A 21,466-nucleotide genomic window follows, 5' to 3' on the forward strand; every position below is an offset into this window, starting at 1 on the left:
GCTCCAAAAACACTGCCATTTATCGCTGAAGGTCACACGCTAGTCGCTCGAAACAACCCCGGTTGTGTCGGAAAAACGTGTCGGCTTTTCTATTGGCGGGCAAACGCCGGTTTGGCACGATCCCGACATGCGCGTCGGCTTCGCGCGCATCTCCGCCGTCGACCTGGTCCTTCCGCGCAGCCCTCAGCGGATCATCTCGACCACGACACCAGCTGCCTCGGCGATCGTCGACCAGCGCCGCTCCGCCGTAAGCGCTGGCCGACCTTCACGTTTGGCAAGGGCCAAGCAGTAGCGATCCCCGAGCGACAGACCACCCGCAACCGTGAGCGGACGCAGCATGCCGGCCTCGTACGACAGCGCGGCATCGACGGCGGCCCACCGGATCGGCAAGGGGCGCAACAGCGCTTCGATATCAGGGCGTGCAGCCCCGAGCTTGGCGTAGTGGCTGACTACTTCGGCCAGATTGACGATCGTCATGACAGACCCGTCGAGCCCGGCCTTCACCCGATCCGCTCCCGGCTCAGCCAGCAGCAGGGCAAGCAGCGCGGACGCGTCGAGGACGAAGCTCGTCATTCGGCCTCGGCCTCACGGGCCCGGTCGGCGAGGAAGTCCGCCACGGACGCGCCTGCCTTGTCGCCGATCAGCCTGCGGCTCAGAGCCTGTGCCCGGGCGACGACCTGATCGAGCGTCCGCAGCACGATGGCGTCGCCCAAATCCTCGACGATGACCTCGCCTCCGTGAATGAGGCCATGCCGCTTGCGGAGATCGGCCGGCAGGCTCACGCGCCCATCGGGCATCACCTTGGCTCTCATGGGACGCCTCTACTGTCTGCCATGCAAACCAATGTACGCCAAAAATACCAGTTCACGCCAGGGTAAGCGACTGACGTCATGGCGTCGCGATGCTGGATCACTCTGGACGTGTGGTGCCGCTTAGCTATGTCCGCAAGGGGATCGGTCAACGGACGCTCGGAAGATCCGCTCGCAAAGGATCAATCCGTCTGCGCGGACGCTGTCTCAATAGGTTGGTACGATAAAAATTGCGGTGAGGGGACCCTGTACGTTACAGTCCCGCTCATGACGCATGTGCTGATCGGCTATGCCCGCTGCTCGACCGACAAGCAGGACCTCGCTGCCCAGCGCCACGCGCTGTTCCAGCTCGGGGTGGCGACTGACCGCATCTACACTGACAAGGGCTTCACGGGGACGAACCGGGCACGCCCGGGCCTCGACCAAGCGCTGGCCGCGGTCCGGAGTGGCGATACCCTAGTAGTACCCAAGCTCGACCGGCTGGCCCGATCGGTGCCGGACGCGCGCGCGATTGGCGACGCGCTCGCGGAACGGGGTGTGAGGCTCCAGCTCGGCGCCAGCGTGCACGACCCGTCCGACCCGATGGGCAAGCTGTTCTTCAACATCCTGGCGACGTTTGCCGAGTTCGAGGCGGACCTGATCCGGCTGCGCACGCGCGAGGGCATGGCGATGGCACGCGCCAAGGGGAAGCTGCGGGGCAAGAAGCCTAAGCTCTCGGATCGCCAGCAGAAGGAGCTGCGCCGGATGTACGACACAGGCGACTACGCGATCAGCGACTTGGCCGAGCTGTTTTCAGTCTCACGGCCGACCGTCTACCGGACCCTGGAGCGCCAATCTACGATGCCTGCTGTCGTGGCGACCTAAGTGGACGCGGCACGGCGCCCGGCATTGGGTTCACACATCACCGGTTTCCCTCGATACAGAGCGACAGAGACGCCGAGGATCAATGCCAAATAACGATCAAGATAACACCAGAGGACCGCCCGAGGGCCTCCCACTACCTTGATGCGCTCTCAAATGCCGTCAACCTCGCAGGCGGCAGGTTTTCTACATCCTGAGCAATATGTGAGGCGATGGGCGACGCGCATCTGAAGAGGATACCTTGGTTAATACTTATATCTCTTCGAAGCTTATGTGAACTGAGCAAATCGTATCAATTTTACCGATTTACCAGCCGCTTCAGAAACACGATCCTTCTATTGCGACTGTCATCGTTCATATAGATCGGGTGCAAGGATCGTTATGTCTCCCATGGACAAGGACGCGCTGCTGAGAGCGCTTTTCAAGGACTTGCTTATCGTCAATACAGAGATTCACCCCGACGTGCGGCAGGCCGAGGCCCGCTGGGCGTCCGAGCTTGGTCTTGTGCGCCCGAACTATAACGTGGTGTCGGCACGTCCCGGCCAGGATCTGAGCGGCTTTGGGGCCATCTGGACAGAGGCCGACGAAATGCTCTTTCGGACGCGGGGCGTAGTCGTGCTCAAGCCGCAGGTGCAGGGTCATGCCTGAACAGACAATGCCGGCGAGGACCGGGCGCGACATCATCCTCATCGACGACGCACGCCATCCTCAGTGGGTCGCTGCGGCAAACGCTTTCGCCCGGCGGATGGGCTCGACGACCTACACCGTACTCCAGGTTCACCAGCCCGACACGCGCTGGTTCGAGAACAACCGGCTTGCGGTGCCGCAACCTGAGCAACTGGAGGCCTTTGCAAGAGACGGGATCGTGCTGCTGCCCACGTGGCATCAGGTTCAGATGTTGGCCTACAATCCGAATTCTTTCGCCAGCATCGCAGTCACGACATGTATCAACGAGGCGGTGTCACGCTACGCGGGTCGTCAGGTCCGCCTCGCGCAGTTGGGAGGATCCGAGACGGATCTCACCGAGCAGCGCAAGTTGGCCACACGTGTGCTCCACGCGTTCGACGCCCTCGATGCTGATGGTCTTGCCGCACTGTGCGAGGCGGCCTTTCTGAACGATCCGGAGGTCGCATCGATGCATCTAAGATTTGATGATCTCAGGACTCGTCATCGTCCCATGTGGCTAGAACAACTCAATGCTGCCTGGCTGAAAGAAAAAATAAGTCTCGAAAAATTAGCCTCTCTAGATTATAGATAATTTCTTCCAAGCTTTTTGGTCCGCGAGGACATGCCGTCGTCGAACTTCAAGTGAGACAGAGGGGCAAGCTGTGCTTGCAGCGATGCTGCCTACTTTCCTCGTGACTGATCCGCAATGCGCCTGATCTTCTCAGCCTTCCTCGCGACCGTGCTCCTGGCCTACCCAGTCGCCGGTTTGATCCAGAACGGGCTCGACCCAGCGTATTGGCCCGCAGAGGTGACGCGCCCCGGTGCCTGGTTCGGGGCCCTATTCTCCCCGCATGCCGGTGACGCGCTCGCGATGCCGTACCTCATGCTGATCGGTCGCGCGCCCGAATTCGCGAATGGCGGCTGGTCGCTAGCCCCACTCATCGCCTTCTCGCCCCTCCTGATCCTGTTTGGCGCCGCGCTACTACGGCGCGCCAAGCCCGAACAGAAGCGGGACACCTCCGACCTGTTCGGCTCGGCCCGCTTCGCCACCGCGACCGAGCGCGGCCGCCTGCGCGGCGGGCTCGAACTCGGCCGCGACCCGGAGACCGGCCGTGCCGTGCGCCTCGCCGTGCAAGGCACGCTCGTCACCATCGCGCCGCCGCGCAAGGGCAAGACGTCGGGCTTGCTCATCCCCAATCTCGCCTTTCCCGAACCTCAGGGCTGGGGCGGACCCGCGGTCGTGTTCGATCCCAAGGGGGAGGTCTACCGCTCCGTCGCCGCACGGCGCCGGGCGCTCGGGCGCCGCGTCATCTGCCTCGACCCCATGGGTCTGGCCGGCGGCACCGACCACTGGAACCCGCTCCAGGGCCGCGACCCGGACGACGTCCTCTACCTTCAGAGCACCGCCCTGGCCCTTCTGCCCGAGGCCACCGGTGACGGCGAGGCCTCCGCCTACTTCCGCAATCGGGCCGTCGACCTGATCACCGGCGCGCTGTTGGTCGCCCTGCGCCAGCCGGAGGCGTGCACGGTCGTGGAGGTCCAGGATCTGCTCACCGACGAGGCCCGCTTCCATGGCCTCCTGCAACAGTACGTCACCCACTGGCCCGAGCCCGCGGCCTACGCCGCCATGGAGATCCTGCAGGCCGATCCGAAGACCAAGGACCCGATCAAATCCACCGCCCTACAGGCGTTCCAGTGGCTGGCCGACCGGCGCCTGCGCGACCTCGTCGGCGACTCGACCTTCCAGCTATCGGAGCTGTCCACCGGCGCCGTCGACCTGTTCGTGGCGGTGCCGACCGAGTACAAGGCGGTGCTAGCCCCGTTCCTGCGCTGGCTGCTGTCCGACCTTTTCGCTTCGGTGCGTCGCCACCGCCCGGCCGAGCGGTTGATGATCTTCGTCGACGAGGCCGCGGTGCTCGGCCGGTTCGACGCGCTGCTGACCGCGGCGGGCGAGTTGCCGGGCTACGGCGCCAGCCTGTGGACGATGTGGCAGGATCGCGCCCAGCTCGTCGGGCTCTACGGCGAGGCCGGGGCTGACGTGCTGCTCAACACCGCCGAGGTCGTCACCGTCTTCGACGTCCCGGCCGTCGATCCGGACGAGACCGAGCGCTGGTCGCGGGCGATCGGCGACTACACCGCCTTCGTCGAGACCCGGACGGCCCCGACCGGCGACGCCAAGGGCAGCCCGTCCACGACCCGGGCCTCGCAGGGCGCGCGCTTGATGACCAAGGAGGCGCTGATCGCGATGCCGGGCGACGAGCTCCTGGTGTTTCCCAACAGCGGCGGCCAGACCCGCCATCCGCTGCGCCTGAAGAAGACGGTCGCGCACACCGACCCGCGCTTTCGCAAGCTGATCACCGCCGTGCCGCCGGTCGGCCGGGCGCGCTGAGCCGGGGACGCCGCCACGCAGGCGCGAGCGCCAGCCGGACGCGCCTCGGTCGAGGGTGGAAAACGCGGCCGCCGCGGTTGGCAGGGCGGATCCACCCAGCGGCGCCGGACCGCCGGAACGCCACATGCCCGAGGTGAGCCGCAACCGATCGAGGGATACGGACCTCAGCGTGAGGCCGGTCCGGAGCGGGTCCGCAGCCAATCAGATGGCACACGCGTCGCGGCATAGCCCTCACCAGGGCGCCAGTCGCGCAGCTCGGCCATGCCGTCGGCGTCCCGCATCAGCGCGTAGGCGCGGCCCGCCACGAGGCGATCCCCGGCGGGTCGCCCGTCCGGCATGACCCAGGCGATGGCCACATCCCGGTCGCTCCGAACCTCGACCCAGGAGATCGGCGTGCGGCGATAGGCTAGGAGCAGCGCGAGCAGGAGACAGAGCGCGAGCAGGGCGTCACGGGTGAGCCGGCGTACGCGGAACGGCAGGCGCCCGCGCCAGACCGCGATGCGGCTGGCGTGGCCAGGAGCGGGCCGGGCGCCCGGCCCCACAGCGTCGGACCGGTCACGGATGGAGAGCAGGAGCTCGCGCCGATGTTCGGGCAGGAGCTGTACTGCGCCCTCTTCCAACGCCGCAAACCGCTCGTGGATCGGGCGCGTCTTCAGCCGGGTGAGCGCGGCGCGGCTGTCCCGCTCGAACCCGGCCGCAGCCTCGCGCGCGGCGCGATCAGCCCGCGTGAGGCGGGCGTGCACGTCCTCAGGCGTTGCGGGCACGCTTGCTCCCCCCTGCCGGCGTACCGGCCCGAGCCGGAACCGGCGCTTCTTCGACCAGCCAGAGGGCTGCCGGCTTGACCGCCTCCATCACGGCGAGGCGGAACGCGGTCAGATCGCGCAGCATCCGTCCGGCCTGCGCCTGCGAGGTCTGCTTGACCAAGCCCGCCCGGTCGAGCCGACTGACGCCGCGCAGCTGACCTGCCGCCAGCACCTCGCGCGTCCTGTCCTCCAGCTCGAATTGGCGCAGGTGCGTGACCACCGCGTCGCCGGCTACCCGCTTGAGCAGGGCCGGATCGACGGCGCCCCGCACCGCGTTGGCCACGACGAAGCGGGCGCCCGCCCAGTCCTTGGCCGCGTGCAGCAGCGCGCCGCCGTCGGCGAGCGCGCCGGCCTCGGCGGCGACCACCACCACGAGCCCGAGCTCGATCCCGGCCTCGCGCAGCGCCGGTGCCTCGTGCGTCAGGACCCCCAGCAGAGACGCCGAGGTGTTGGCGCCGATGTCCACCAGCGTGGGGGTCGCGACCTCGAAGAGCGCGTTGATCACGTCGTCGAACTCGGCACGCGCCGCCTTGCCGCCGCTGGCGTCGATCGCCTCGCGCGAGGCGCGCATGAGGAAGTGCTGCACGCTGCCCGGCTCATTCGCGGCCGTCGCGGCCTTGAACTCGGTCAGACGGTGCACCGACTCGATCTCCAGGATCGGGGCATCCGGCACCGCCTCGGCGAGGCCGCGGGTCACAGTTGACTTGCCGACGCCGCCGGTTTCCTGGGCGACGAGGAGGACGCGGGGCATGAGGTCAGTCCTTCTTGAACAGGTGGGCGTGCCGCTCGGCCTGCATCTGGCGGATCTCCGCCTCGGTGAGCGGTGCGTCTGTAGGCGCGGGGTCCGGTGTATCGCTGCCCGAGCGCAGCTCCGGGGCGAGCCGTGTCGGCCGTGACCTGGAACCGGTCGAGGCCGCGGGCGACGGTGCGGGATCCGCGCGGTCGGGGCGAGCCGCCCGCGCCGCCGTCCTGGAGGCGCGGGCGGCGGCCTGCCGGCGCACGCTGGAGATGACGCCGGTGAGGTTGCGCCCGGTGATCGGCTCGCCGGCGGCGGTGGTGAAGCCCTGCGCCGTGAGCCCGGCCGCGACCGCGTCCCAGGTCAAGCCGCCGGCCTGGAGGGCGACCAGAGCGTCGAGGTGGTCGCGCACGATGTCCATCAAGCCCGTGGCGGGCCGACCACCCGGCGCACCGGCCTTGCGGCGGCTGTCGGGGGTGGCGGCGGCGTCGCGGGCGAGGCGGCGTAGGTCGAGGCGGGGGCGCTGGGCCATGGCGACGCCCTAGCAAGGCGGGGCTTGCCAGGGCGTGCAGCCGATCGCGCGAATGCCGGGGGCGACGGCAAGCCGACGTTAAGGTCCGGCAGCGGACGGCAGGCTACGGCTGAGGACGGCAGCGATACGGTAGCGTGTACGGCAAGGGGAGGGGTATCACACCACACGCACTGAAGTGGTGAAGCGTTAACCGCGCGGCCATGCGAGCCTCGCCAGGCCGTCGCGACCGTGCCAGGGCTGCCGTCCGGATCCGCACGCAGCAGGTACGCCGATGGCCGATCAGGTCAAGCTCACGATCACGCTGGAGGCATCCCTCGCCGCCCGGTTGAGCGCCGCCGCGGCCGAGCGCGGCTGGGCCTCCGAGAGCCTGGCGGCCGACTGCGTCGCTCAAGCCCTGGAGGTGGCGATCCGCCACCGTGTCCTGATCGAGCGCATGGAACAGGTCGACGCCGCGATCCTCGACATGGCACAGGCCGTCGGTGAGCTCGGGGCCCCGTCGACCGGCATCGACCTGTCCCAGATCTGCCGCTATCGCAAGGGCACTGGCGGCCCGGATCTGGCCTGATGACCGCCTCGCTGCACCGCCTCGGCGCCGGGGCCGAGGCCGGGCTATACTACACCAATGACAGCGAGCGCGAAGCCAGGCCGGACCGGCGCGACGAGTACTACCTCGCGGACCGCGGCGGGGTGTGGTGGAGCAGCGGTGAGAGCGTCGTGCGCCACGGCGCGGCGATCGACGCGAGCTCGTTCCGCGACCTGTGCGCGGGGTTCCATCCCGGAACCGGCAAGCCGCTGGTCCGCGGCGCCGGTCCAGGCCACTGGGCCGGACAGGATTGCACCCTGACCCCCGGGAAATCCGTCTCCGTCCTCTGGATGGCCGGCACGCCCGAGCAGCGCGCCGCGATCGAGGCCGCCCACCGCGCCGCCGTCGAGCGGGCGCTCGCCTTCGTGGCGGCGGAGGGACTGGTCACCGTCCGAACCGGTGCGGGCGGCGTCGAACGGCACCGGCCGAGTGACATCATCGTCGGCCGCTTCGATCATTACACGACCCGAGAAGGCGATCCAAATATCCATACGCACTGTGTCTTCATCAACGCTGCCGGTGCGCCGCCTAAATCTGGATCCGGACGTTACAAATCACAGACACATCTGACCATCGAGGTCGAACAACTCTACGCTTACCAGATTTGCGTGGGTGCCGCGTATCGCGCTGCCTTGGCCGAGGACCTGCATCGCCGTTTCGGCCTGCGCTACCGCGAGGCCGGGCGCGGGCAGTGGGAGATCGCCGGCCCGCCCGAGGCGGTGCTGGCGGCCTTCTCCAAACGCTCGGAGCAGATCCTCAACTACGCCGGGGCCGGCGCCACCAGCGCCCAGCGCGAGATCGCCGCGCTCGCCACGCGCCGCGGCAAGCACGAGCTGCCGACCGGCGCCGAGCTGGAGGCGCGCTGGCGCGAGGAGCTCGCCGTCTGCGCGCTCGATCCGTGGGATGCCGCGCGCCATCCCGAGCGCGACCCCGCCATCGCGATGGCCGCCGCGCGTGAGACGGAACGCGACCCCCCGTTCGATCAGCCCGAGATCCCCGGCGACAGCCCGGTCACGCGCGCCGCCTCGGCGTTGTTTCGGCACGAGAGTGTGGTGACGCGCAAGGACCTGCTCCAGCGCGCTCTGGAGCTCGCTGGCGTGCAGGGACTCGGGGTCGATGCCGTGGAGGCGGAGCTCGCCCGCCTGGAGCGGGACGGCACGCTGCTGCCACTGAGCGCCGCCGAGAGGGTGCCGGGCGCCCACGCGTGCTGGACCAGCCCGGGCATCGCCGCCTGCGAGGCCGCGATGCTGCGCGCCGCCGACCGCCCGCTGGAGCGGATCTGGATCACCCCCGAGGCGGTCGAAGCGGCCCTTGCGCGGGCGGGCCATCTCAGCCCCGAACAGGGCGAGGCCGTGCGCCATGCTGCCGGTCCGGATGGGGTGTCTCTGCTCCAGGCCGGCGCGGGCACAGGTAAGACGACCACGGCCGCAGCCCTGGTGGCCGCGGCCCACGACTCTGGATTGCGCGTCGTCGGCTTGGCACCATCCTGGGTCGCCGCCGACGAGCTCGCGCGCTCCACCGGGATCCTGGCGCAGGCGATCGCGCGCTGGCGCCACGATCGGACTCGGGCGACGGATCCGGACCCCGCGCCTCACCCCGATCCCTCGCCGGCATTCGGCGCCGACACCCTGGTGCTGGTCGACGAGGCCGGGATGGTATCAACCCGTGACCTGGAAGCCGTGCTGAGCGCGGCGCAGGCGGCCGGGGCCAAAGTGGTGCTGATCGGCGACCGGCGTCAGCTCGCCTCGGTCGGGGGCGCCAGCGCGCTGCGGGCGGTCGCCGAGGTGGTCGGACGCTCGGCCGTGCTCGAACACGTCCGCCGGCAGACGGTGGATTGGCAGCGTGCCGCCTCGGTGGTGATGGCGCGCGGCGATGCCGAGGCGGGTCTGCGCGCCTACGCCGCCAACGACCGGGTCGAGCTGATCTCCGGAGCCGAGGCGGCTCACGCCCGGGTGATCGCGCTCTGGTCCGAGCAGCGCGTGGTCCATAAAGGCGACGCGCTGATTGTGACCCGGCGCAATGCCGATGCGGCGGCGCTGAACGCGCGGGCGCGGGCCGTGCTGCGGGCGGAAGGACAGCTCGGACCCGACGTAGTCGCGCTGCCGTCGCGCAACCGCGCCGATGAGGTCGTACCGCTGGCGCTCGCGATCGGCGACGTCCTGCGGTTCGGCGAGAGCCTGCCGCACTTGGGCCTGCGCAACGGCAACCGCGCCCGGGTTGAGGCGATCACCACCGATCCGGACGCGGGACCGCGCCTACGGCTGCGGCTGGAGGACGGGCGCGCGCTCGACACGGCCTGGGAGCAGCTGACGCGGGAGCCACGCTTCGGCCGCCGATCATCACAACCCAAGATCGTACACGCCTACGCAGGTACAACTTACGCGGCGCAGGGCCGAACCTGTTGCGCGGCGGTGGTGTACCTCGGGGCCAGCACGGACGCGCGCGAGGTGTATGTCGGGCTGACCCGCCACCGGCACGATGCGCGGGTGGTGGTCGAGCGCGACCGGCTCGACGCCCTGTGTCGGCAGCGGCAGGCGGATGCGCGCGTGCCGGCGACCGACACGCTGGTGCTGGAACGGCTGTTCCGGGAGGCACGGACCTACCGCGAGAAGGCCAACGTGGTCGACTACACCGCTGACCGGGTGGCGTTCGTGCGCGACGGGCTGCTCGGACTGACAGAGCGGGTCAGCCCGGGCGTCGACGTGCGCCGAGCGATCCGCGCGGCCCGGGCTCTGCGCGAGGCCGTGGCGTGGCTCGGGGTGGATTGCCTGATTGTGCCCGCTTGGCGCTTGGTCGACGCCTGCGGGCGCCGCCTGAGCCGCGCGTCGGCGCCGGTGACGCGCGCCCTGGTCATGCGGTTCGCCCGCCACCTCGGCCGCCCCAGCTCGGTGCCGCCGCGCGATCGCGACGTCGGTATCGAGCGATGAGCTCCATTCCTGTGGTCCGCGACCGATCCGGATCCGTGCCGCACTGATCCAGGCCGCCTGCGCTCAGGCGTAGGGTCCGCGGAACAGGTCGCCGAGCGCCTTGCGGCGAAACAGGGTCGTCCAGCGGCGTCGGCGGTGTTCGGGCCGATCGTGGATGATATGGCAGCGCTGGCAGAAGGCGGCGAGATTGGCATCGGCGTTGTTGGCGGTGTCGTGGTCGCGATGGGCCGCGGCCAGAACCACCCGGGTCCGGCGCACGGTCCTGAGGACGTCCACAGCACCGGGCTGGACGCGCACCCGCCGCCCGCGCCTGTCGCGCCAGGAGGCCGCGTCCGCATCCCACCATCGCCCGTCGCCGAGGTGGACTACCGTCCGCCCGTGCGGTCGCCCGCAGCCCTCGCAGCGTCCCTGAGCGCGCCCGAACCGGATTACGGCCGAGAGCTGGGGCCAGTCGATCGGGTAGAAGAAGCGGTGCTCGGGCCGGATCGGCATGGGGATCGGGATACGGGATCGAAGCGTGACCGTAGAGCGAGACGGGTCGTCCGCACAGGGGTCTGGGCGGGGATGGCATTCGGTCGGTGGGGGCCTGATGGGCTTGAGGCCGAAGAAGCCCTGCCCGTCTCCCGAGGAGAGGGCGGCGTTCGTTAGACCGCACGAGCTCAGACCCTCAGCGCATGGCTCGGCCCGTGCCACGACCCGCGCGGATTCGCGTGTGCCCGCTCCGGTCGAGGTCGACCGCTGCCCCCCGACAGCCCTTCGACGGTTCCGTTTTCCCCGATTCTGACAGGATGAGAACTCCAGTACTCGTGCGCTTCGCGGATTTGCACCCTCCCCCATCGCTCAGCGTGGCCCGGTGATCCTCAGCACCCGAGAGTTCTCTGCCCGGCTTGCGCGCCAGCCGCATCCACGCCTGCCACTCGGGCGAGACGATGCGCACGACGTTGGTGTCGTTCCTGAAGCCCGTCACCCGCCGCTCCTCGACGGTGACGAGCCCGAGTCTCTTGGCCTCGCGCAGGGCGTTGCGGACGGTAGTCTCGGCCACGCCCGCGATCGCCGCGAGCTGCCCCACGGCCAGTCGGCAATCGCCTCGTTTTGAGGTTTCCGTGGCCACCAGGGCCAGCACCGCCTGCTCGGCCAGGGTGAACTGGGCCGCTAACCCCGGCGGCAGCCTTCCCGAAGCCGCCCAGCGGCGGCGGCGCTCCAGCGAGGCCTCCGTGCGCGGGCGTGAGCCGACGGCCCTCCTGGGTGCTCCTGCGCCGTCCTGGAACGTGGGCGCGATTGCAGCCTCAGGGCTGGGTCGTAGACCCGCCGGTAGCCGACGAGCCGCGGGCGCGTCCGTGCGCGCCTCGATCAGCCCGGACAGGGTCTCGGCCTCGGTCTCCGTGACGTGCCCTTCGCCGTAAGCGCGCCAGAGCAGCGCCGTCACGGACGGAAGGGTGATTCGGTCAGCCGCCTCGATCGCGCAGCGGATTTTTTCGGCAAACACGTGTCTTGGCCCTTTTCCATAGGGCCACAGGGGGACGTTTGGCGGCGCAAGCTGTGCGCTCCGTTCAAGACAAGCCGATATCGTTGCCGGAACCGGGGTTCCGACTTGACGCCTGAGGGCGCTTTATGGCTTGTGAGGGATGCTGTTGTGCCTCACAGGCCATCTCGATTTCGAAGGCCTCACCCTTGCCGGGGTGGGGCCTTTGGCTTTTCAGGGTCCTACTGCGGCGATTGCTCTCCTGAATGGCTGGCTCACGACTCGCTTGGGCGAGCACGGCCATGACAGCCCATGTCGACCGGGCGGCACGGCTAAGTCAACGTTGCGGGTGGCTGATGACCTTTTTCCTGCCGTCCTGAACCACCCCATATTCCGGTAGGCACTTCTCCTTATTCGATGAACGTAGCGCGCGTGCCCCTCCGGCGAGGCGAGAGCACGCGGCCAGGCGGTGACCGCCGCGACGGTTTTGGCGGTGGCGCGCACCATCTCGGCCGAAAATTCGGCCCGGTTGAGCCGGGGAATAAGACTCGCTCGCTTTGTAGGACAAAACGGCCAAGGTTTAGTATTTAGTGGAAACCAATCAGCTGTCTGACAGCTGTCTGATACCCTCATACGAATACCGGGGAGGGCGCCTAGCGCCGTTCAGTCAGACATACGCCAGGATCCAGACAGCTTTCCGAAAGAGAATGGCTATCTGACAGCTTTCTGGTTATAAACAGGGTGTCGCCGGGTTAAGGTGGCTTTTACCGCAGAGCTGGAAGCTTCCCGGAACCGGATGGCTTTCCGACAGCTTCCCGGCACCTAACGGCTGCCCGGCAGCTTCCCGGTGCCTGACAGCTTCTAACGAGGTGTCTATGCCTGTCATCACGTTCTCATCGCCTAAGGGCGGTGCCGGCAAAACCACGGCTGCCTGCATCCTCGCCAGCATGCTGGCGGAGCAGGGAGCGACCGTAACCATCATCGACGCCGACCCCAATCAGTTCGTCCAAGAATGGGCGCAGCTGCCGGGCCTGCCCGCCACCCTTCAGGTCGTAGGCGGCGCGACGGAAGAGACGATCATGGACAAGATCGAGGAGGCGGCCAGCATGACCGCCTTCGTGATCGTGGATCTGGAGGGCTTGGCGAGCCTCATGGTCAGCCACGCAATCTCGATGTCCGACCTAGTTGTGATCCCCGTCCAAGGCTCGCAGTTCGACGCCTCGCAGGCTGCCCGTCAGATCGGGCTCATCAAGCGGACGGAGAAGCGCGGGGGGAGGGCCATTCCCTACACGGTGCTGATCACGCGCACGAATCCCGCGATCATGCCCCACACCCTCAAGCACATCTTGCAGAGCTTCGACGAGCGCGCGATCCCGGTCCTGAAAACCCGCTTGTGCGACCGTGAGGCCTACCGTGCCATGTTCTCCTATGGTGGCACGCTGCAGGGCCTAGCAGGGAAGGGGGTCGCCAACACGACCGTGGCGATCAACAACGCGGCCGAGTACGCCGCGGAGATTGTGCAGCGCCTGCGCGACAAGCGCGAGCAGGCCAAGGAGGTTGCGTGATGCCCGGCCAGCCCAAGCCTGAACGCACCGATCCGCTCGGCAAGCTCGACCTCGGTGGACTGGACGACTTCAAGCCCACGCCACGCGCTGCCCAGCAGCCGAAGCCGCCGGTCGAGGCAATTCGTGCCGTCTCCGAAGCGGAAGGTTTCCCCAGCCGCGAGTCCGCCCCACGCGAGAAGGCGAAGCCGGCATTGGCCAAGGTCGAACAGCGCCGCTACCGCACCGGCCGCAACAAACAGCTCAGCCTCAAGGTGACGGAAGAGACCGCCCAGCGCTTCACCCGCCTAGCCGACGAACACCGCTTGGTGCTTGGCGAGCTGCTGGAAAGAGCGCTTGAAGCCTACGAGGCCGCCCACAAAAGGAAATGACCTTCTCAAAAGCCTATCGGGCACCGAATAGGAAGCCAAAAGAAACCAGACAGCTGCCAGGAAGACCCACGGCGCCTCCCACACAGGGCACAATCAAGGTCTGGAAGGCCAAGCCAAGCTGGTTCGTTGTCATGCGCATAAGGGCAGCTTACGGAGCGTTGAGCTCTCAAGCGTGAGATCGTGGTGATGGCCAAACGAGCATGGCCAATTTCGCCACCTGCTGGAGCTTCGCGCGGCTCCCGCCGTCGCGCGCCAGGGTGGACAGTCCCTGGATCGCCGTTATGACGAAAGCTGCCAGCGCCGTCGGATCCGCCGTGCCCGGGACGTCTCCCGCGTCGATGCCGGCGGCGATCTTGTCGCGCAACGCGGCTTCGATCTCCCGACGGATCGCGGCCAATTCCTCTTTGACATCCTCAGCCTCGGCCGAGACCGCGATCGCCGAGCTGGCCAGCAGGCACCCCGCCGGCGTGTCCGTGCGGGTGAACGCCATCGCTGCGCCGTTAATCAGCGTGCGCGCGGCTGCCTCGGCGGTGGGTGCCTCCGCGATCACGTCAATGGGCGACTGCGGCTGCGCCAATTAGCGCCGGACCGCAGATCGGAACAGCCCCTTCTTGTCGCCGTAGGCGACGTAGATGCTCGGCGGTGTAACCCCCATCGCCCGCGTAAGCTCGGCAAGGGAGGTGGCCTCATAGCCGTAGCGCCAGAACAGCAGCATGGCCGGGAGCAGGGCAGCATCTGGGTCGAATGAAAGCGGGCGGCCGGTCTTGCGCCTGGATGTTGGGTCGATTGGTTTCATATCAAACAATACGAAAATTTAAGCAATGTAGCTGACCGACAACCGCACCTTGGGCCGCTCTGACCTCGCCGTGAGCCCCCTCGCGCTGAGCACGATGACCTTCGGCACTGCGCCTTGGGGCTCGAACGAGGCAGACAGCCGGGCGGTGTTCGACGCCTACGTGGACGCGGGTGGCAACTTCGTCGACACTGCCGATGTCTATGTGTGAAAGAGCCTCAAAGGCTGACCGCTCTCTCAGGTCACTTTAAGTCATTGCTCTTAAATTAAAATTTGTACCGAAGGTGGGGCACGATCGTGCCCCACCTTCGGTACAAATTTCTTAGCTTCCATAATGGATTACATCTGCTTTGCGCGGCTTCATCCTTCGACGCCTATCTACACCACAGTCAACTTCAGTTAGATGTCGACTTCCAAAACTCTTGGCGGGGAGCATCTGAACAGTGACGCCAACCTCGTAAGGAAGACCCCGGAGGAGCGCAACCGCGTCCTGACAACTCTCTTAATACATCTCGCTGAGGCAATGATACATGAAATTATTTAATTGATATTGAGTGTTTTTTGAACAACGATGCCTCTTGGAGTTATTATTCAAATTACAAAATACTTACGTCATTTAAGTCAAGTACGAATGAATGATCTCGATCAATTCCTCGCCGGCGTCCTCGCGCGTCTCCTCGGGCAAGTTGGCCTGCGGGATCAGATACTCACGGACATGTTCCTCCAGAACCTCGGCCATCAGACCATTGATCGCACCCCGTGCGGCGGTGATGCGCTGCAGAAGATCGGAGCAGCTCGACTCGCCCTGCAAGGCGCGCTCGATGGCGTCGACCTGACCGCGCAGGCGCCGCACCCGGTTCACCAACCCGCGCTTGTCCCGCAGTACGTGCGTGTCACTCCGAGCCTGTGATCCCGCGTCGACACTGTCATCCCGTCTCGCCATCGAATTCGTCCGACCTGCCAGTTTTAGAACTTTTCCAAAGAACCCGGCTTGACAGCCGTCAGCCTCGTCACCATACCCGGTCAGGTATCCGGCCGTGCGCCGGGTCCGATGTCAACGCCTCGGGACCGATGAACCCTCGATCTAGACCCTCATCCTCCATCGGTGAAGGCCGCGCACCGTCCGGTGCGGGCTCGCGCCGGCGGGGGATGGTCGACCCGCGCGGAGCGGAGCGCCATCATCTGACGGTCTGAGCCGGCAAGACCTCGTCTCGCCAGCTTCGTCAGCTGGCGCTCAAACCTCCTCTCGGGTCGCATCCGCAACCACCCGACGAACAGGAGGTGACCATGGCTTTCGTCCACGCCCTCGCGCCCGCGCTGCCCTACGCGCTGCGGTCCGGGCTCTTCCCTCAGCGGCGCAGCGGCGCCAGCCCGGCCGCTCCCACATCGACGCGTCCCGTCACCGGTGACACGTTGGCACCGGCCAAGTGGGCGGGCGATCACGTCGTCGCCGTCTGGCGACGCGACGAAGCGGATCGTCTCGTCTGCGCCTGGCAACTCGCACCCCGCTGATCCGACAAGCCGCCGATACCCGCTGAGGTATCGGCGGCTCCGCGCTGTGAAAGCACCATGACAGGCCGATCTTCATCCACTGTGGAGCCTCCCAGTCGCGCGCGCGACCGACGGATCTCCCACACCCGCCCCGGCTCGGATCGCGAGCACGGCGTCATCTGGCGCGACAACCTCTCCTCGCGAGCGGCCTGAACCGCACCGGAATGCCTTGCCCGAGCCCAGCCGGTCGCACGCGACCCAAGCTCGGAGTCATCATGCATGGTTTCTCTCGTCCGCGATCCCCTGCCGCCGCGTCGCGGCGTGCCGTCCTTTGCGGCGGCGGATGACGATGCCGACCCGGGAGGCCGGCTTGCTCCGTCCTGTCCCGGCGCGCCCGAGGGTGTCCGCGCGACAGGGCCCGATGAGATCGCCAGGCTCTACGCCGCGCTCGATCTGGTCTCCCCGCAGACCAATCCGCGCACGGCGCGACTGCTCGCGGCCGGCGCCAAGCGCATGGCGCAGAAGCTGATCGAGGAGGCGGGCGAGGTCGCACTCGAGGCGTCGCGCCAGCACGCTCGCGCCACCGTGCGCGAGAGCGCCGATCTGCTCTACCACCTCGTCGTGCTCTGGCGCGAGTGCGGCATCGCCCCGGACGAGATCTGGGCCGAGATGTACCGGCGTGCCGAGCGCTTCGGCATCGCCGAGAAGCTGCCCAAGGGCAGCTCTGAAGCGGGCGGCGTTCGCGCCGCCGACGATTTCACCTGATCCTCGGCGTCGGACGACACCTATGACCGCTCACACCTCGGCGCTCGACGCGTCCAGCCTTCCCGCCACGGCCGTCTTGGACGAGGCCCATCGCGGCGACATTCGCGGCGCGCTCGGCACCATCGCCGAGGGCGATCACGCACCCCGGATCGGCTGGGGGGCGCGCCTCAAGACGCTCCTGGCGATCCTCGGTCCCGGGCTCATCGTCATGGTCGGCGACAACGATGCCGGCGCCTTCGGCACCTACACCCAGGCCGGCCAGAACTACGGCACGGCGCTGCTGTGGACGCTGGCGCTGCTGATCCCGGTCCTGTTCGTAAACCAGGAGATGGTGCTGCGCCTCGGCGCGGTCACGGGCGTCGGGCACGCCCGCCTCATCCTAGAGCGGTTCGGCGGGTTCTGGGGCGCGTTCAGCGTCATCGACCTGTTCCTCCTCAACGCCCTGACGCTCGTCACCGAGTTCATCGGCATCAGCCTCGGCCTCGATTATCTCGGTGTGCCAAAGCTCTGGGGCGTGCTCGCAGCTGCAATCCTCGTGATCGCGGCCGCGAGCACCGGCGACTTCCGCCGCTTCGAACGCTTCGCGCTGGCGCTCGTCGCCGGCAGCCTCCTGCTCGTGCCCGTGGTGCTGATCGTGCACCCGCCGGTAGGCCAGATCGCCCGGGACTTCCTCGTGCCGCGGCTCCCCGCGGGCGCCAAGCTCTCGGAGGTGATGCTGCTGATCATCGCCATCGTCGGCACCACGGTGGCGCCCTGGCAGCTGTTCTTCCAGCAGAGCTACGTCATCGACAAGCGGATCACGCCGCGCTTCATGCGCTACGAGAAGGTCGATCTCTGCCTCGGCATCGTGCTCGTCATCGTCGGCGCGGTAGCGATGATGGCCTTCTGCGCCGCGACCTTCGCCGGAAGGCCCGAGTTCGGCAATTTCGGTGACGCGGGCGGGGTCGCAGCCGGGCTGGAGCGGTATGTCGGCCCGGTGCCGGCGGTGCTGTTCGCGCTCGCGCTCATCGACGCCAGCATCATCGGTGCGGCCGCCGTGTCGCTGGCTACCGCCTACGCCATCGGCGACGTCCTCGCCCTGCGGCACTCGCTGCATCGCAAACCCGGCGAGGCCAAGGGCTTCTTCCTGGTCTACTCCGGACTGATTGCACTGGCCGCAGGGTTGGTGCTGACGCCCGGCACGCCGCTCGGCCTGCTCACCAACGCCGTGCAGACGCTGGCCGGCGTGCTCCTGCCCAGCGCCAGCGTGTTCCTGCTCCTGCTGTGCAACGACAGGGCCGTGCTCGGGCCGTGGGTGAACGGGCGCGCGATGAACCTGTTCACCGGCGCGGTGATCTCCGTGCTTGTGATGCTCTCGCTGATCCTGACCGCGTCCGTCCTGTTCCCGGACGCCACGAACGAGACCGTCATCGTCGGCGTGCTCGTCGGCGGCAGCCTCGTCGCGCTGGTCACCGCGGGCGCGCTCGCGCTCCTGCGTCGGCGCACGTGCGCCGACGGGTTGGCCGTCGATCCCGCGGCCGGCGACCGGGCAACCTTGCCGCGCGAGCGCTGGCGGATGCCGCCGCTGGATCAGCTCCCGCTCGCCAAGCTGTCGCTGCCGGCGCGCGTGTGGATGGTGGTGCTGCGCGCCTACCTCGTCGTCGCTGGCGGCCTCGTCCTGATGCGCATCGTCGGCCTCGCCCTCGGCGGCGAGGGCTAGACCGGTGCGGCGGCGCTTCATCCCGGCCGCCGTCCGAGCCGGCCTGCTCCGGTGGCTCAGGTCGGACCTGGCCGCGCTCCACCTCGGCCTGCACGACCCGGCTGTGTGGCGGCGCGCGGCGATCCTCGCGTGCCTGCGCGATCGCCGGCCGGATCTGCTGACGGCCGACTCGCAGGGTTCGGCTGCCCTCGCGGACCGGATCCTGAGTGACGCCCTGGGCGACTTCACTGCGGCCTCGAGCCGATGCGGACGGGCGCCATGACCGGCACGCTCACCCTCTTGCACATTGCGGGCGCCGTCGCGCTGCTCCTGTGGGGCACGCACATGGTCACGACCGGCCTCGCCCGCGGCTTCGGGCCGGAGCTGCGCGACCTGATCGGGCGCGGGCTCAAGGGCCGAGCACGCGCCTGTTTCGCGGGTCTGCTCGTCACGGCGGTGCTCCAGAGCAGCACCGCCACCGCGCTCATGGCGACCGCCTTCGCCGCGAGCGGCACCCTCGACCTCTCGGCCGGCCTCGCCCTCATGCTCGGCGCCAACGTCGGTACGGCGTTGATCGTGCAGGTGCTGTCCTTCGACGTGGCCGCGGCCGCCCCCATCCTGATCCTGTTCGGGTTCCTGTTGTTCCGCGCGCGCGCGGATCGGTCCAAACCGCGCAATCTCGGCCGGGCACTGATCGGCCTCGGCTTGATGCTGACGGCGCTCGCGTTGCTCGGACAGTGCCTCACCGCCGTCGAGGCCACGCCGATCCTACGCAGCCTCGTGGGGGCGCTTGCGGCCGAGCCGGTCCTGGCCGTCCTGGCGGCGGCGATGCTCGCCTGGGCGGCTCATTCCAGCGTGGCGGCGATCCTGTTCATCGTCTCGCTCGGGGGTGCAGGCGTGATCACCCTTGAGGGTGCCCTCGCCCTCGTGCTCGGCGCCAACCTCGGCGCGGCACTGCCGCCCTATCTTGAAGCAGCCGGTGCGCCGGCAGCGCGCCGGCTTCCCCTGGGCAACCTGCTCGTGCGAGCGGCCGGCTGCGCCGCCGCGCTGCCGCTCCTCGACCCGATCACCGCAGGTCTCGCCGAGTTCGGCGTCGCTGACCCCGCGCGCGGAGCCATGGCGTTCCACCTCGCGCTCAACCTCGCGCTCGCCATCCTCGTCCTACCCTGGACGGCCGCGCTTGGCCGCCTCACCACGCGTCTCTTGCCCGCGCCGATCATGCCTGAGAGCGCACGGCAAGACGCGCCGATCGCGGAACTCCCGCACCACCTCGACCTCACCGCCCTGGCGACCCCGAGCCTGGCCCTCGCCAACGCCGCCCTTGAAGCCCTGCACATGGCGGATCTGGCCGGCGCAGCCCTGCGCGATGCCCTTCAGGCGTTCCGCACCGGAGATCGGACCTTGGCCGGTGCAGCCGGGCGGCGGGACGCGGCCATCGACCGGATCGGGCTCGCGATCCGGCGTTACCTGGCCGACCTCGGCGGCGAGGAGGTCGGCACCGTCTCGGCGGATGCGCAGGCGCGAGCCCAGGAGATCCTGACCTTCGTGCTCAACCTCGAGCACGTCGGTGACATCATAGCCCATAACCTGGTCGCGTTCGCCAGCCGGCGGCTGAAACGGACCGGCGAGCCGTTCTCCGTCGAGGAACTCGCCGACATCGAACGGCTCCACGCCGAGGCGCTCACCAGCCTGCAGCTCGCGCTCGCTGCGTTCCTACGCGACGACCTCGACGCCGCGCGGTCGGTGGCCCGGCGCAAGGGTCTCCTGCGCGCGCTGGAGCGCGCGGCCATCGACCGGCACGTCGCGCGCCTGCGCGATGCGCCGCACGACGCCGATCCGGCCGCGATGGCGGAGGCGAATGCGCTGTTCCTGCGGACGCTGCGCGATCTGCGCCGGGTGCACTCGCACGTCGCCGCGCTGTGCGCGCCCCTGCTCGAACGGCGGCACGAGGCGGTGCTCGGCGGCGAGGACGAGACCATCTCGGCCGGCGGTCCGGGCGGCGACGGCGAGGATCCGGTTCAGGAGGCGTCGAGCCTCCGGCCGGCAGCTTGAGCGGGAGACGACCATGCGGCTTGTCATTGGGGGCAGCGGTCATCTGGAATACCGGGATCTCGTGAGCTTCGAGTTGGCGAAGCTGCACCGCCGCTGCCGAGTCATGGTCCTGATCCACGGCGGTCTGGGCGGCGTCTGCGCGGCGGCCGAGGACTGGGCGCGGCGGGCCGGTGTGCACGTGGTGCGCTACCCGCCGAACTGGGTTCGCTACGGTAAGACGGCGGAGGCGGTGCGCAACCGATTCATGCTGAAGGACGCCCGACCCGATCTAGTGGCGGCCTTCCCCGGCGGCCCGCACACGCTGGATCTCGTGCGATGCGCCCTTCGGGCACGGCTCGCCGTCTACGAGGTGCCCGAGCGCGACGTGCCGGCCCAGACGATCCTCGACCGTGCGGACGGGCCGCCGGGTCGAGATCGCTCGAACGGGCTTCGAAGCCAGCGCGCTATCGTGCTGCACATCTGAACATCGACCGACACAGGGAGATCATCGTGGTTCGGCATCCCAACCTCGCGAGGCTGCTCTCAGGCCTCGGTCGATCGGCGTTCGGGCTGACGATGCGGGCCTACCGCGCCGGCCTGATCGGGCGGCGCGGCGCCCTGATCGGGACGCAGGTCGCGCATCAGCTGAGCCGAATGGGCTTGCAGGTCGCGCTCGACCACCGGCCGCTCGCGCGGCCACCCCGCGCAGGGCCGGGGACGGAGCGAGGCTCGACCGCGGGGCCAGCCGAGCTTCCGGTGCTGGTGCATATCCTCGAACACGCACTGCACGTCCTCTCGATCCTGCCGCGGATCATGCGCTCACGCCGTTTCGGGACGGCTCTGCTGATCCGCCTCGCCGTTGCCGGTCTGGGCGACGTGGGTTTTGCCATGCTCCGTCATGAACATATCGCGTGATCCAAGCTCCCGAATGGATCCGAGATCTCATCAAACATTCGTTTTATCGTAGATGCACAAAAAGATGAAATTCATACAGTAAAAATTGAGGC

Annotated in this window: 24 protein-coding genes and 1 pseudogene; 15 read left to right on the plus strand and 10 right to left on the minus strand. The window is 68.3% G+C overall.

The genetic code is table 11. The features are described from left to right. Positions 1 to 183 precede the first annotated feature (183 nt). Positions 184 to 573: a PIN domain-containing protein gene (locus ABC766_RS34070; protein WP_043388473.1), complete on the minus strand. Its 390-nt coding sequence runs from the start codon at positions 571 to 573 to the stop codon at positions 184 to 186. Continuing rightward, positions 570 to 812, minus strand: coding sequence for an AbrB/MazE/SpoVT family DNA-binding domain-containing protein (locus ABC766_RS34075; RefSeq protein WP_043388476.1), 243 nt, complete (start codon positions 810 to 812; stop codon positions 570 to 572). Before ABC766_RS34075 ends, ABC766_RS34070 begins: the two co-directional genes overlap by 4 nt. Before the next feature lie 264 nt (positions 813 to 1,076). Between ABC766_RS34075 and ABC766_RS34080 the strand changes: the two genes are divergently transcribed. From ABC766_RS34080 to ABC766_RS34095, 4 genes are all read left to right on the plus strand, one after another. After that, positions 1,077 to 1,673, plus strand: a complete 597-nt coding sequence (locus ABC766_RS34080; protein WP_059409752.1) for a recombinase family protein — start codon at positions 1,077 to 1,079, stop codon at positions 1,671 to 1,673. A gap of 387 nt (positions 1,674 to 2,060) precedes the next feature. Continuing rightward, on the plus strand, positions 2,061 to 2,318 hold the full coding sequence (locus tag ABC766_RS34085) for a hypothetical protein (protein ID WP_043388532.1): 258 nt from the start codon (positions 2,061 to 2,063) through the stop codon (positions 2,316 to 2,318). Continuing rightward, positions 2,311 to 2,928 (plus strand): hypothetical protein, encoded by a 618-nt coding sequence (locus tag ABC766_RS34090; protein ID WP_133250946.1) that lies wholly within the window; start codon positions 2,311 to 2,313, stop codon positions 2,926 to 2,928. Before ABC766_RS34085 ends, ABC766_RS34090 begins: the two co-directional genes overlap by 8 nt. A gap of 114 nt (positions 2,929 to 3,042) precedes the next feature. Beyond that, positions 3,043 to 4,725 carry a type IV secretory system conjugative DNA transfer family protein gene (locus ABC766_RS34095; RefSeq protein ID WP_059409751.1) on the plus strand — a complete coding sequence of 561 codons (1,683 nt, stop codon included), beginning with the start codon at positions 3,043 to 3,045 and terminating at the stop codon, positions 4,723 to 4,725. A gap of 164 nt (positions 4,726 to 4,889) precedes the next feature. Here ABC766_RS34095 and ABC766_RS34100 read toward each other — a convergent pair whose 3' ends face one another. The 3 genes from ABC766_RS34100 to ABC766_RS34110 are packed head-to-tail and all read right to left on the minus strand — an operon-like array spanning position 4,890 to position 6,796. After that, positions 4,890 to 5,489 carry a hypothetical protein gene (locus ABC766_RS34100; protein WP_043388345.1) on the minus strand — a complete coding sequence of 200 codons (600 nt, stop codon included), beginning with the start codon at positions 5,487 to 5,489 and terminating at the stop codon, positions 4,890 to 4,892. Further along, entirely contained in the window at positions 5,473 to 6,279 is an 807-nt protein-coding gene (locus ABC766_RS34105) for a hypothetical protein (protein ID WP_043388347.1), read from the minus strand. The genes ABC766_RS34100 and ABC766_RS34105 overlap by 17 nt, the downstream gene beginning before the upstream one ends. A gap of 4 nt (positions 6,280 to 6,283) precedes the next feature. Then, the gene (locus ABC766_RS34110) at positions 6,284 to 6,796 is read right to left on the minus strand and encodes a hypothetical protein (protein WP_043388350.1); all 513 of its coding nucleotides are present in this window, start codon (positions 6,794 to 6,796) and stop codon (positions 6,284 to 6,286) included. Positions 6,797 to 7,067: 271 nt separating this feature from the next. Between ABC766_RS34110 and ABC766_RS34115 the strand changes: the two genes are divergently transcribed. Both ABC766_RS34115 and mobF read left to right on the plus strand, forming a co-directional pair. Beyond that, positions 7,068 to 7,361, plus strand: a complete 294-nt coding sequence (locus ABC766_RS34115; protein WP_043388352.1) for a hypothetical protein — start codon at positions 7,068 to 7,070, stop codon at positions 7,359 to 7,361. Continuing rightward, positions 7,361 to 10,306 carry a MobF family relaxase gene (gene mobF, locus ABC766_RS34120; RefSeq protein ID WP_345822935.1) on the plus strand — a complete coding sequence of 982 codons (2,946 nt, stop codon included), beginning with the start codon at positions 7,361 to 7,363 and terminating at the stop codon, positions 10,304 to 10,306. Before ABC766_RS34115 ends, mobF begins: the two co-directional genes overlap by 1 nt. A 63-nt stretch (positions 10,307 to 10,369) precedes the next feature. Here mobF and ABC766_RS34125 read toward each other — a convergent pair whose 3' ends face one another. Both ABC766_RS34125 and ABC766_RS34130 read right to left on the minus strand, forming a co-directional pair. Beyond that, positions 10,370 to 10,798, minus strand: coding sequence for a hypothetical protein (locus ABC766_RS34125; protein WP_053608552.1), 429 nt, complete (start codon positions 10,796 to 10,798; stop codon positions 10,370 to 10,372). 175 nt (positions 10,799 to 10,973) lie between these two features. Next, positions 10,974 to 11,792, minus strand: a complete 819-nt coding sequence (locus ABC766_RS34130; protein WP_053622403.1) for a GntR family transcriptional regulator — start codon at positions 11,790 to 11,792, stop codon at positions 10,974 to 10,976. A gap of 851 nt (positions 11,793 to 12,643) precedes the next feature. On the opposite strand from ABC766_RS34130, the gene ABC766_RS34135 reads away from it, so the two are divergent. Next, entirely contained in the window at positions 12,644 to 13,333 is a 690-nt protein-coding gene (locus ABC766_RS34135; RefSeq protein WP_043388460.1) for a ParA family protein, read from the plus strand. Beyond that, on the plus strand, positions 13,333 to 13,701 hold the full coding sequence (locus tag ABC766_RS34140) for a hypothetical protein (protein ID WP_051976340.1): 369 nt from the start codon (positions 13,333 to 13,335) through the stop codon (positions 13,699 to 13,701). Before ABC766_RS34135 ends, ABC766_RS34140 begins: the two co-directional genes overlap by 1 nt. 166 nt (positions 13,702 to 13,867) lie before the next feature. Here ABC766_RS34140 and ABC766_RS34145 read toward each other — a convergent pair whose 3' ends face one another. Then, positions 13,868 to 14,278 carry a TetR family transcriptional regulator C-terminal domain-containing protein gene (locus tag ABC766_RS34145; protein WP_238247135.1) on the minus strand — a complete coding sequence of 137 codons (411 nt, stop codon included), beginning with the start codon at positions 14,276 to 14,278 and terminating at the stop codon, positions 13,868 to 13,870. Further along, the gene (locus ABC766_RS34150; protein ID WP_306423994.1) at positions 14,279 to 14,497 is read right to left on the minus strand and encodes a TetR/AcrR family transcriptional regulator; all 219 of its coding nucleotides are present in this window, start codon (positions 14,495 to 14,497) and stop codon (positions 14,279 to 14,281) included. It abuts the gene before it with no gap. Positions 14,498 to 14,528: 31 nt separating this feature from the next. Between ABC766_RS34150 and ABC766_RS34155 the strand changes: the two are divergent. Then, positions 14,529 to 14,699: pseudogene (locus ABC766_RS34155) on the plus strand (aldo/keto reductase); the annotation flags it as partial. A gap of 411 nt (positions 14,700 to 15,110) precedes the next feature. Here the strand turns inward: ABC766_RS34155 and ABC766_RS34160 are convergent. Beyond that, the gene (locus ABC766_RS34160) at positions 15,111 to 15,437 is read right to left on the minus strand and encodes a metal/formaldehyde-sensitive transcriptional repressor (RefSeq protein ID WP_053622404.1); all 327 of its coding nucleotides are present in this window, start codon (positions 15,435 to 15,437) and stop codon (positions 15,111 to 15,113) included. Positions 15,438 to 15,781: 344 nt separating this feature from the next. On the opposite strand from ABC766_RS34160, the gene ABC766_RS34165 reads away from it, so the two are divergent. From ABC766_RS34165 to ABC766_RS34190, 6 genes are all read left to right on the plus strand, one after another. Beyond that, positions 15,782 to 16,006 carry a hypothetical protein gene (locus ABC766_RS34165; protein ID WP_043388285.1) on the plus strand — a complete coding sequence of 75 codons (225 nt, stop codon included), beginning with the start codon at positions 15,782 to 15,784 and terminating at the stop codon, positions 16,004 to 16,006. 258 nt (positions 16,007 to 16,264) lie between these two features. Further along, positions 16,265 to 16,750, plus strand: a complete 486-nt coding sequence (gene hisE / locus ABC766_RS34170; protein ID WP_051976331.1) for a phosphoribosyl-ATP diphosphatase — start codon at positions 16,265 to 16,267, stop codon at positions 16,748 to 16,750. 22 nt (positions 16,751 to 16,772) lie between these two features. After that, positions 16,773 to 18,449 (plus strand): NRAMP family divalent metal transporter, encoded by a 1,677-nt coding sequence (locus tag ABC766_RS34175; RefSeq protein WP_043388287.1) that lies wholly within the window; start codon positions 16,773 to 16,775, stop codon positions 18,447 to 18,449. A gap of 258 nt (positions 18,450 to 18,707) precedes the next feature. Then, on the plus strand, positions 18,708 to 20,480 hold the full coding sequence (locus tag ABC766_RS34180; RefSeq protein WP_043388296.1) for a Na/Pi cotransporter family protein: 1,773 nt from the start codon (positions 18,708 to 18,710) through the stop codon (positions 20,478 to 20,480). A 13-nt stretch (positions 20,481 to 20,493) separates the two neighbouring features. Beyond that, a complete protein-coding gene (locus ABC766_RS34185; protein ID WP_081948878.1) occupies positions 20,494 to 20,943 on the plus strand; it encodes an SLOG family protein in 450 nt (149 codons plus the stop codon). A 92-nt stretch (positions 20,944 to 21,035) separates the two neighbouring features. Continuing rightward, positions 21,036 to 21,374: a hypothetical protein gene (locus ABC766_RS34190; protein WP_053622405.1), complete on the plus strand. Its 339-nt coding sequence runs from the start codon at positions 21,036 to 21,038 to the stop codon at positions 21,372 to 21,374. The last annotated feature ends 92 nt before the right edge of the window (positions 21,375 to 21,466 follow it).

This window comes from Methylobacterium fujisawaense, from assembly GCF_039619325.1.
In the GTDB taxonomy this organism is placed as follows: Bacteria; Pseudomonadota; Alphaproteobacteria; order Rhizobiales; family Beijerinckiaceae; genus Methylobacterium; species Methylobacterium fujisawaense.

Excerpts from the sequence above, each read along its gene's own strand:
- ABC766_RS34070 (WP_043388473.1), bottom strand. The coding sequence starts at position 573 with ATGACGAGCTTCGTCCTCGACGCGTCCGCGCTGCTTGCCCTGCTGCTG.
- ABC766_RS34075 (WP_043388476.1), bottom strand. The coding sequence starts at position 812 with ATGAGAGCCAAGGTGATGCCCGATGGGCGCGTGAGCCTGCCGGCCGAT.
- ABC766_RS34080 (WP_059409752.1), top strand. The coding sequence starts at position 1,077 with ATGACGCATGTGCTGATCGGCTATGCCCGCTGCTCGACCGACAAGCAG.
- ABC766_RS34085 (WP_043388532.1), top strand. The coding sequence starts at position 2,061 with ATGGACAAGGACGCGCTGCTGAGAGCGCTTTTCAAGGACTTGCTTATC.
- ABC766_RS34090 (WP_133250946.1), top strand. The coding sequence starts at position 2,311 with ATGCCTGAACAGACAATGCCGGCGAGGACCGGGCGCGACATCATCCTC.
- ABC766_RS34095 (WP_059409751.1), top strand. The coding sequence starts at position 3,043 with ATGCGCCTGATCTTCTCAGCCTTCCTCGCGACCGTGCTCCTGGCCTAC.
- ABC766_RS34105 (WP_043388347.1), bottom strand. The coding sequence starts at position 6,279 with ATGCCCCGCGTCCTCCTCGTCGCCCAGGAAACCGGCGGCGTCGGCAAG.
- ABC766_RS34110 (WP_043388350.1), bottom strand. The coding sequence starts at position 6,796 with ATGGCCCAGCGCCCCCGCCTCGACCTACGCCGCCTCGCCCGCGACGCC.
- ABC766_RS34115 (WP_043388352.1), top strand. The coding sequence starts at position 7,068 with ATGGCCGATCAGGTCAAGCTCACGATCACGCTGGAGGCATCCCTCGCC.
- mobF (WP_345822935.1), top strand. The coding sequence starts at position 7,361 with ATGACCGCCTCGCTGCACCGCCTCGGCGCCGGGGCCGAGGCCGGGCTA.
- ABC766_RS34125 (WP_053608552.1), bottom strand. The coding sequence starts at position 10,798 with ATGCCGATCCGGCCCGAGCACCGCTTCTTCTACCCGATCGACTGGCCC.
- ABC766_RS34135 (WP_043388460.1), top strand. The coding sequence starts at position 12,644 with ATGCCTGTCATCACGTTCTCATCGCCTAAGGGCGGTGCCGGCAAAACC.
- ABC766_RS34140 (WP_051976340.1), top strand. The coding sequence starts at position 13,333 with ATGCCCGGCCAGCCCAAGCCTGAACGCACCGATCCGCTCGGCAAGCTC.
- ABC766_RS34150 (WP_306423994.1), bottom strand. The coding sequence starts at position 14,497 with ATGAAACCAATCGACCCAACATCCAGGCGCAAGACCGGCCGCCCGCTT.
- ABC766_RS34160 (WP_053622404.1), bottom strand. The coding sequence starts at position 15,437 with ATGGCGAGACGGGATGACAGTGTCGACGCGGGATCACAGGCTCGGAGT.
- ABC766_RS34165 (WP_043388285.1), top strand. The coding sequence starts at position 15,782 with ATGGCTTTCGTCCACGCCCTCGCGCCCGCGCTGCCCTACGCGCTGCGG.
- hisE (WP_051976331.1), top strand. The coding sequence starts at position 16,265 with ATGGTTTCTCTCGTCCGCGATCCCCTGCCGCCGCGTCGCGGCGTGCCG.
- ABC766_RS34175 (WP_043388287.1), top strand. The coding sequence starts at position 16,773 with ATGACCGCTCACACCTCGGCGCTCGACGCGTCCAGCCTTCCCGCCACG.
- ABC766_RS34180 (WP_043388296.1), top strand. The coding sequence starts at position 18,708 with ATGACCGGCACGCTCACCCTCTTGCACATTGCGGGCGCCGTCGCGCTG.
- ABC766_RS34185 (WP_081948878.1), top strand. The coding sequence starts at position 20,494 with ATGCGGCTTGTCATTGGGGGCAGCGGTCATCTGGAATACCGGGATCTC.
- ABC766_RS34190 (WP_053622405.1), top strand. The coding sequence starts at position 21,036 with ATGCGGGCCTACCGCGCCGGCCTGATCGGGCGGCGCGGCGCCCTGATC.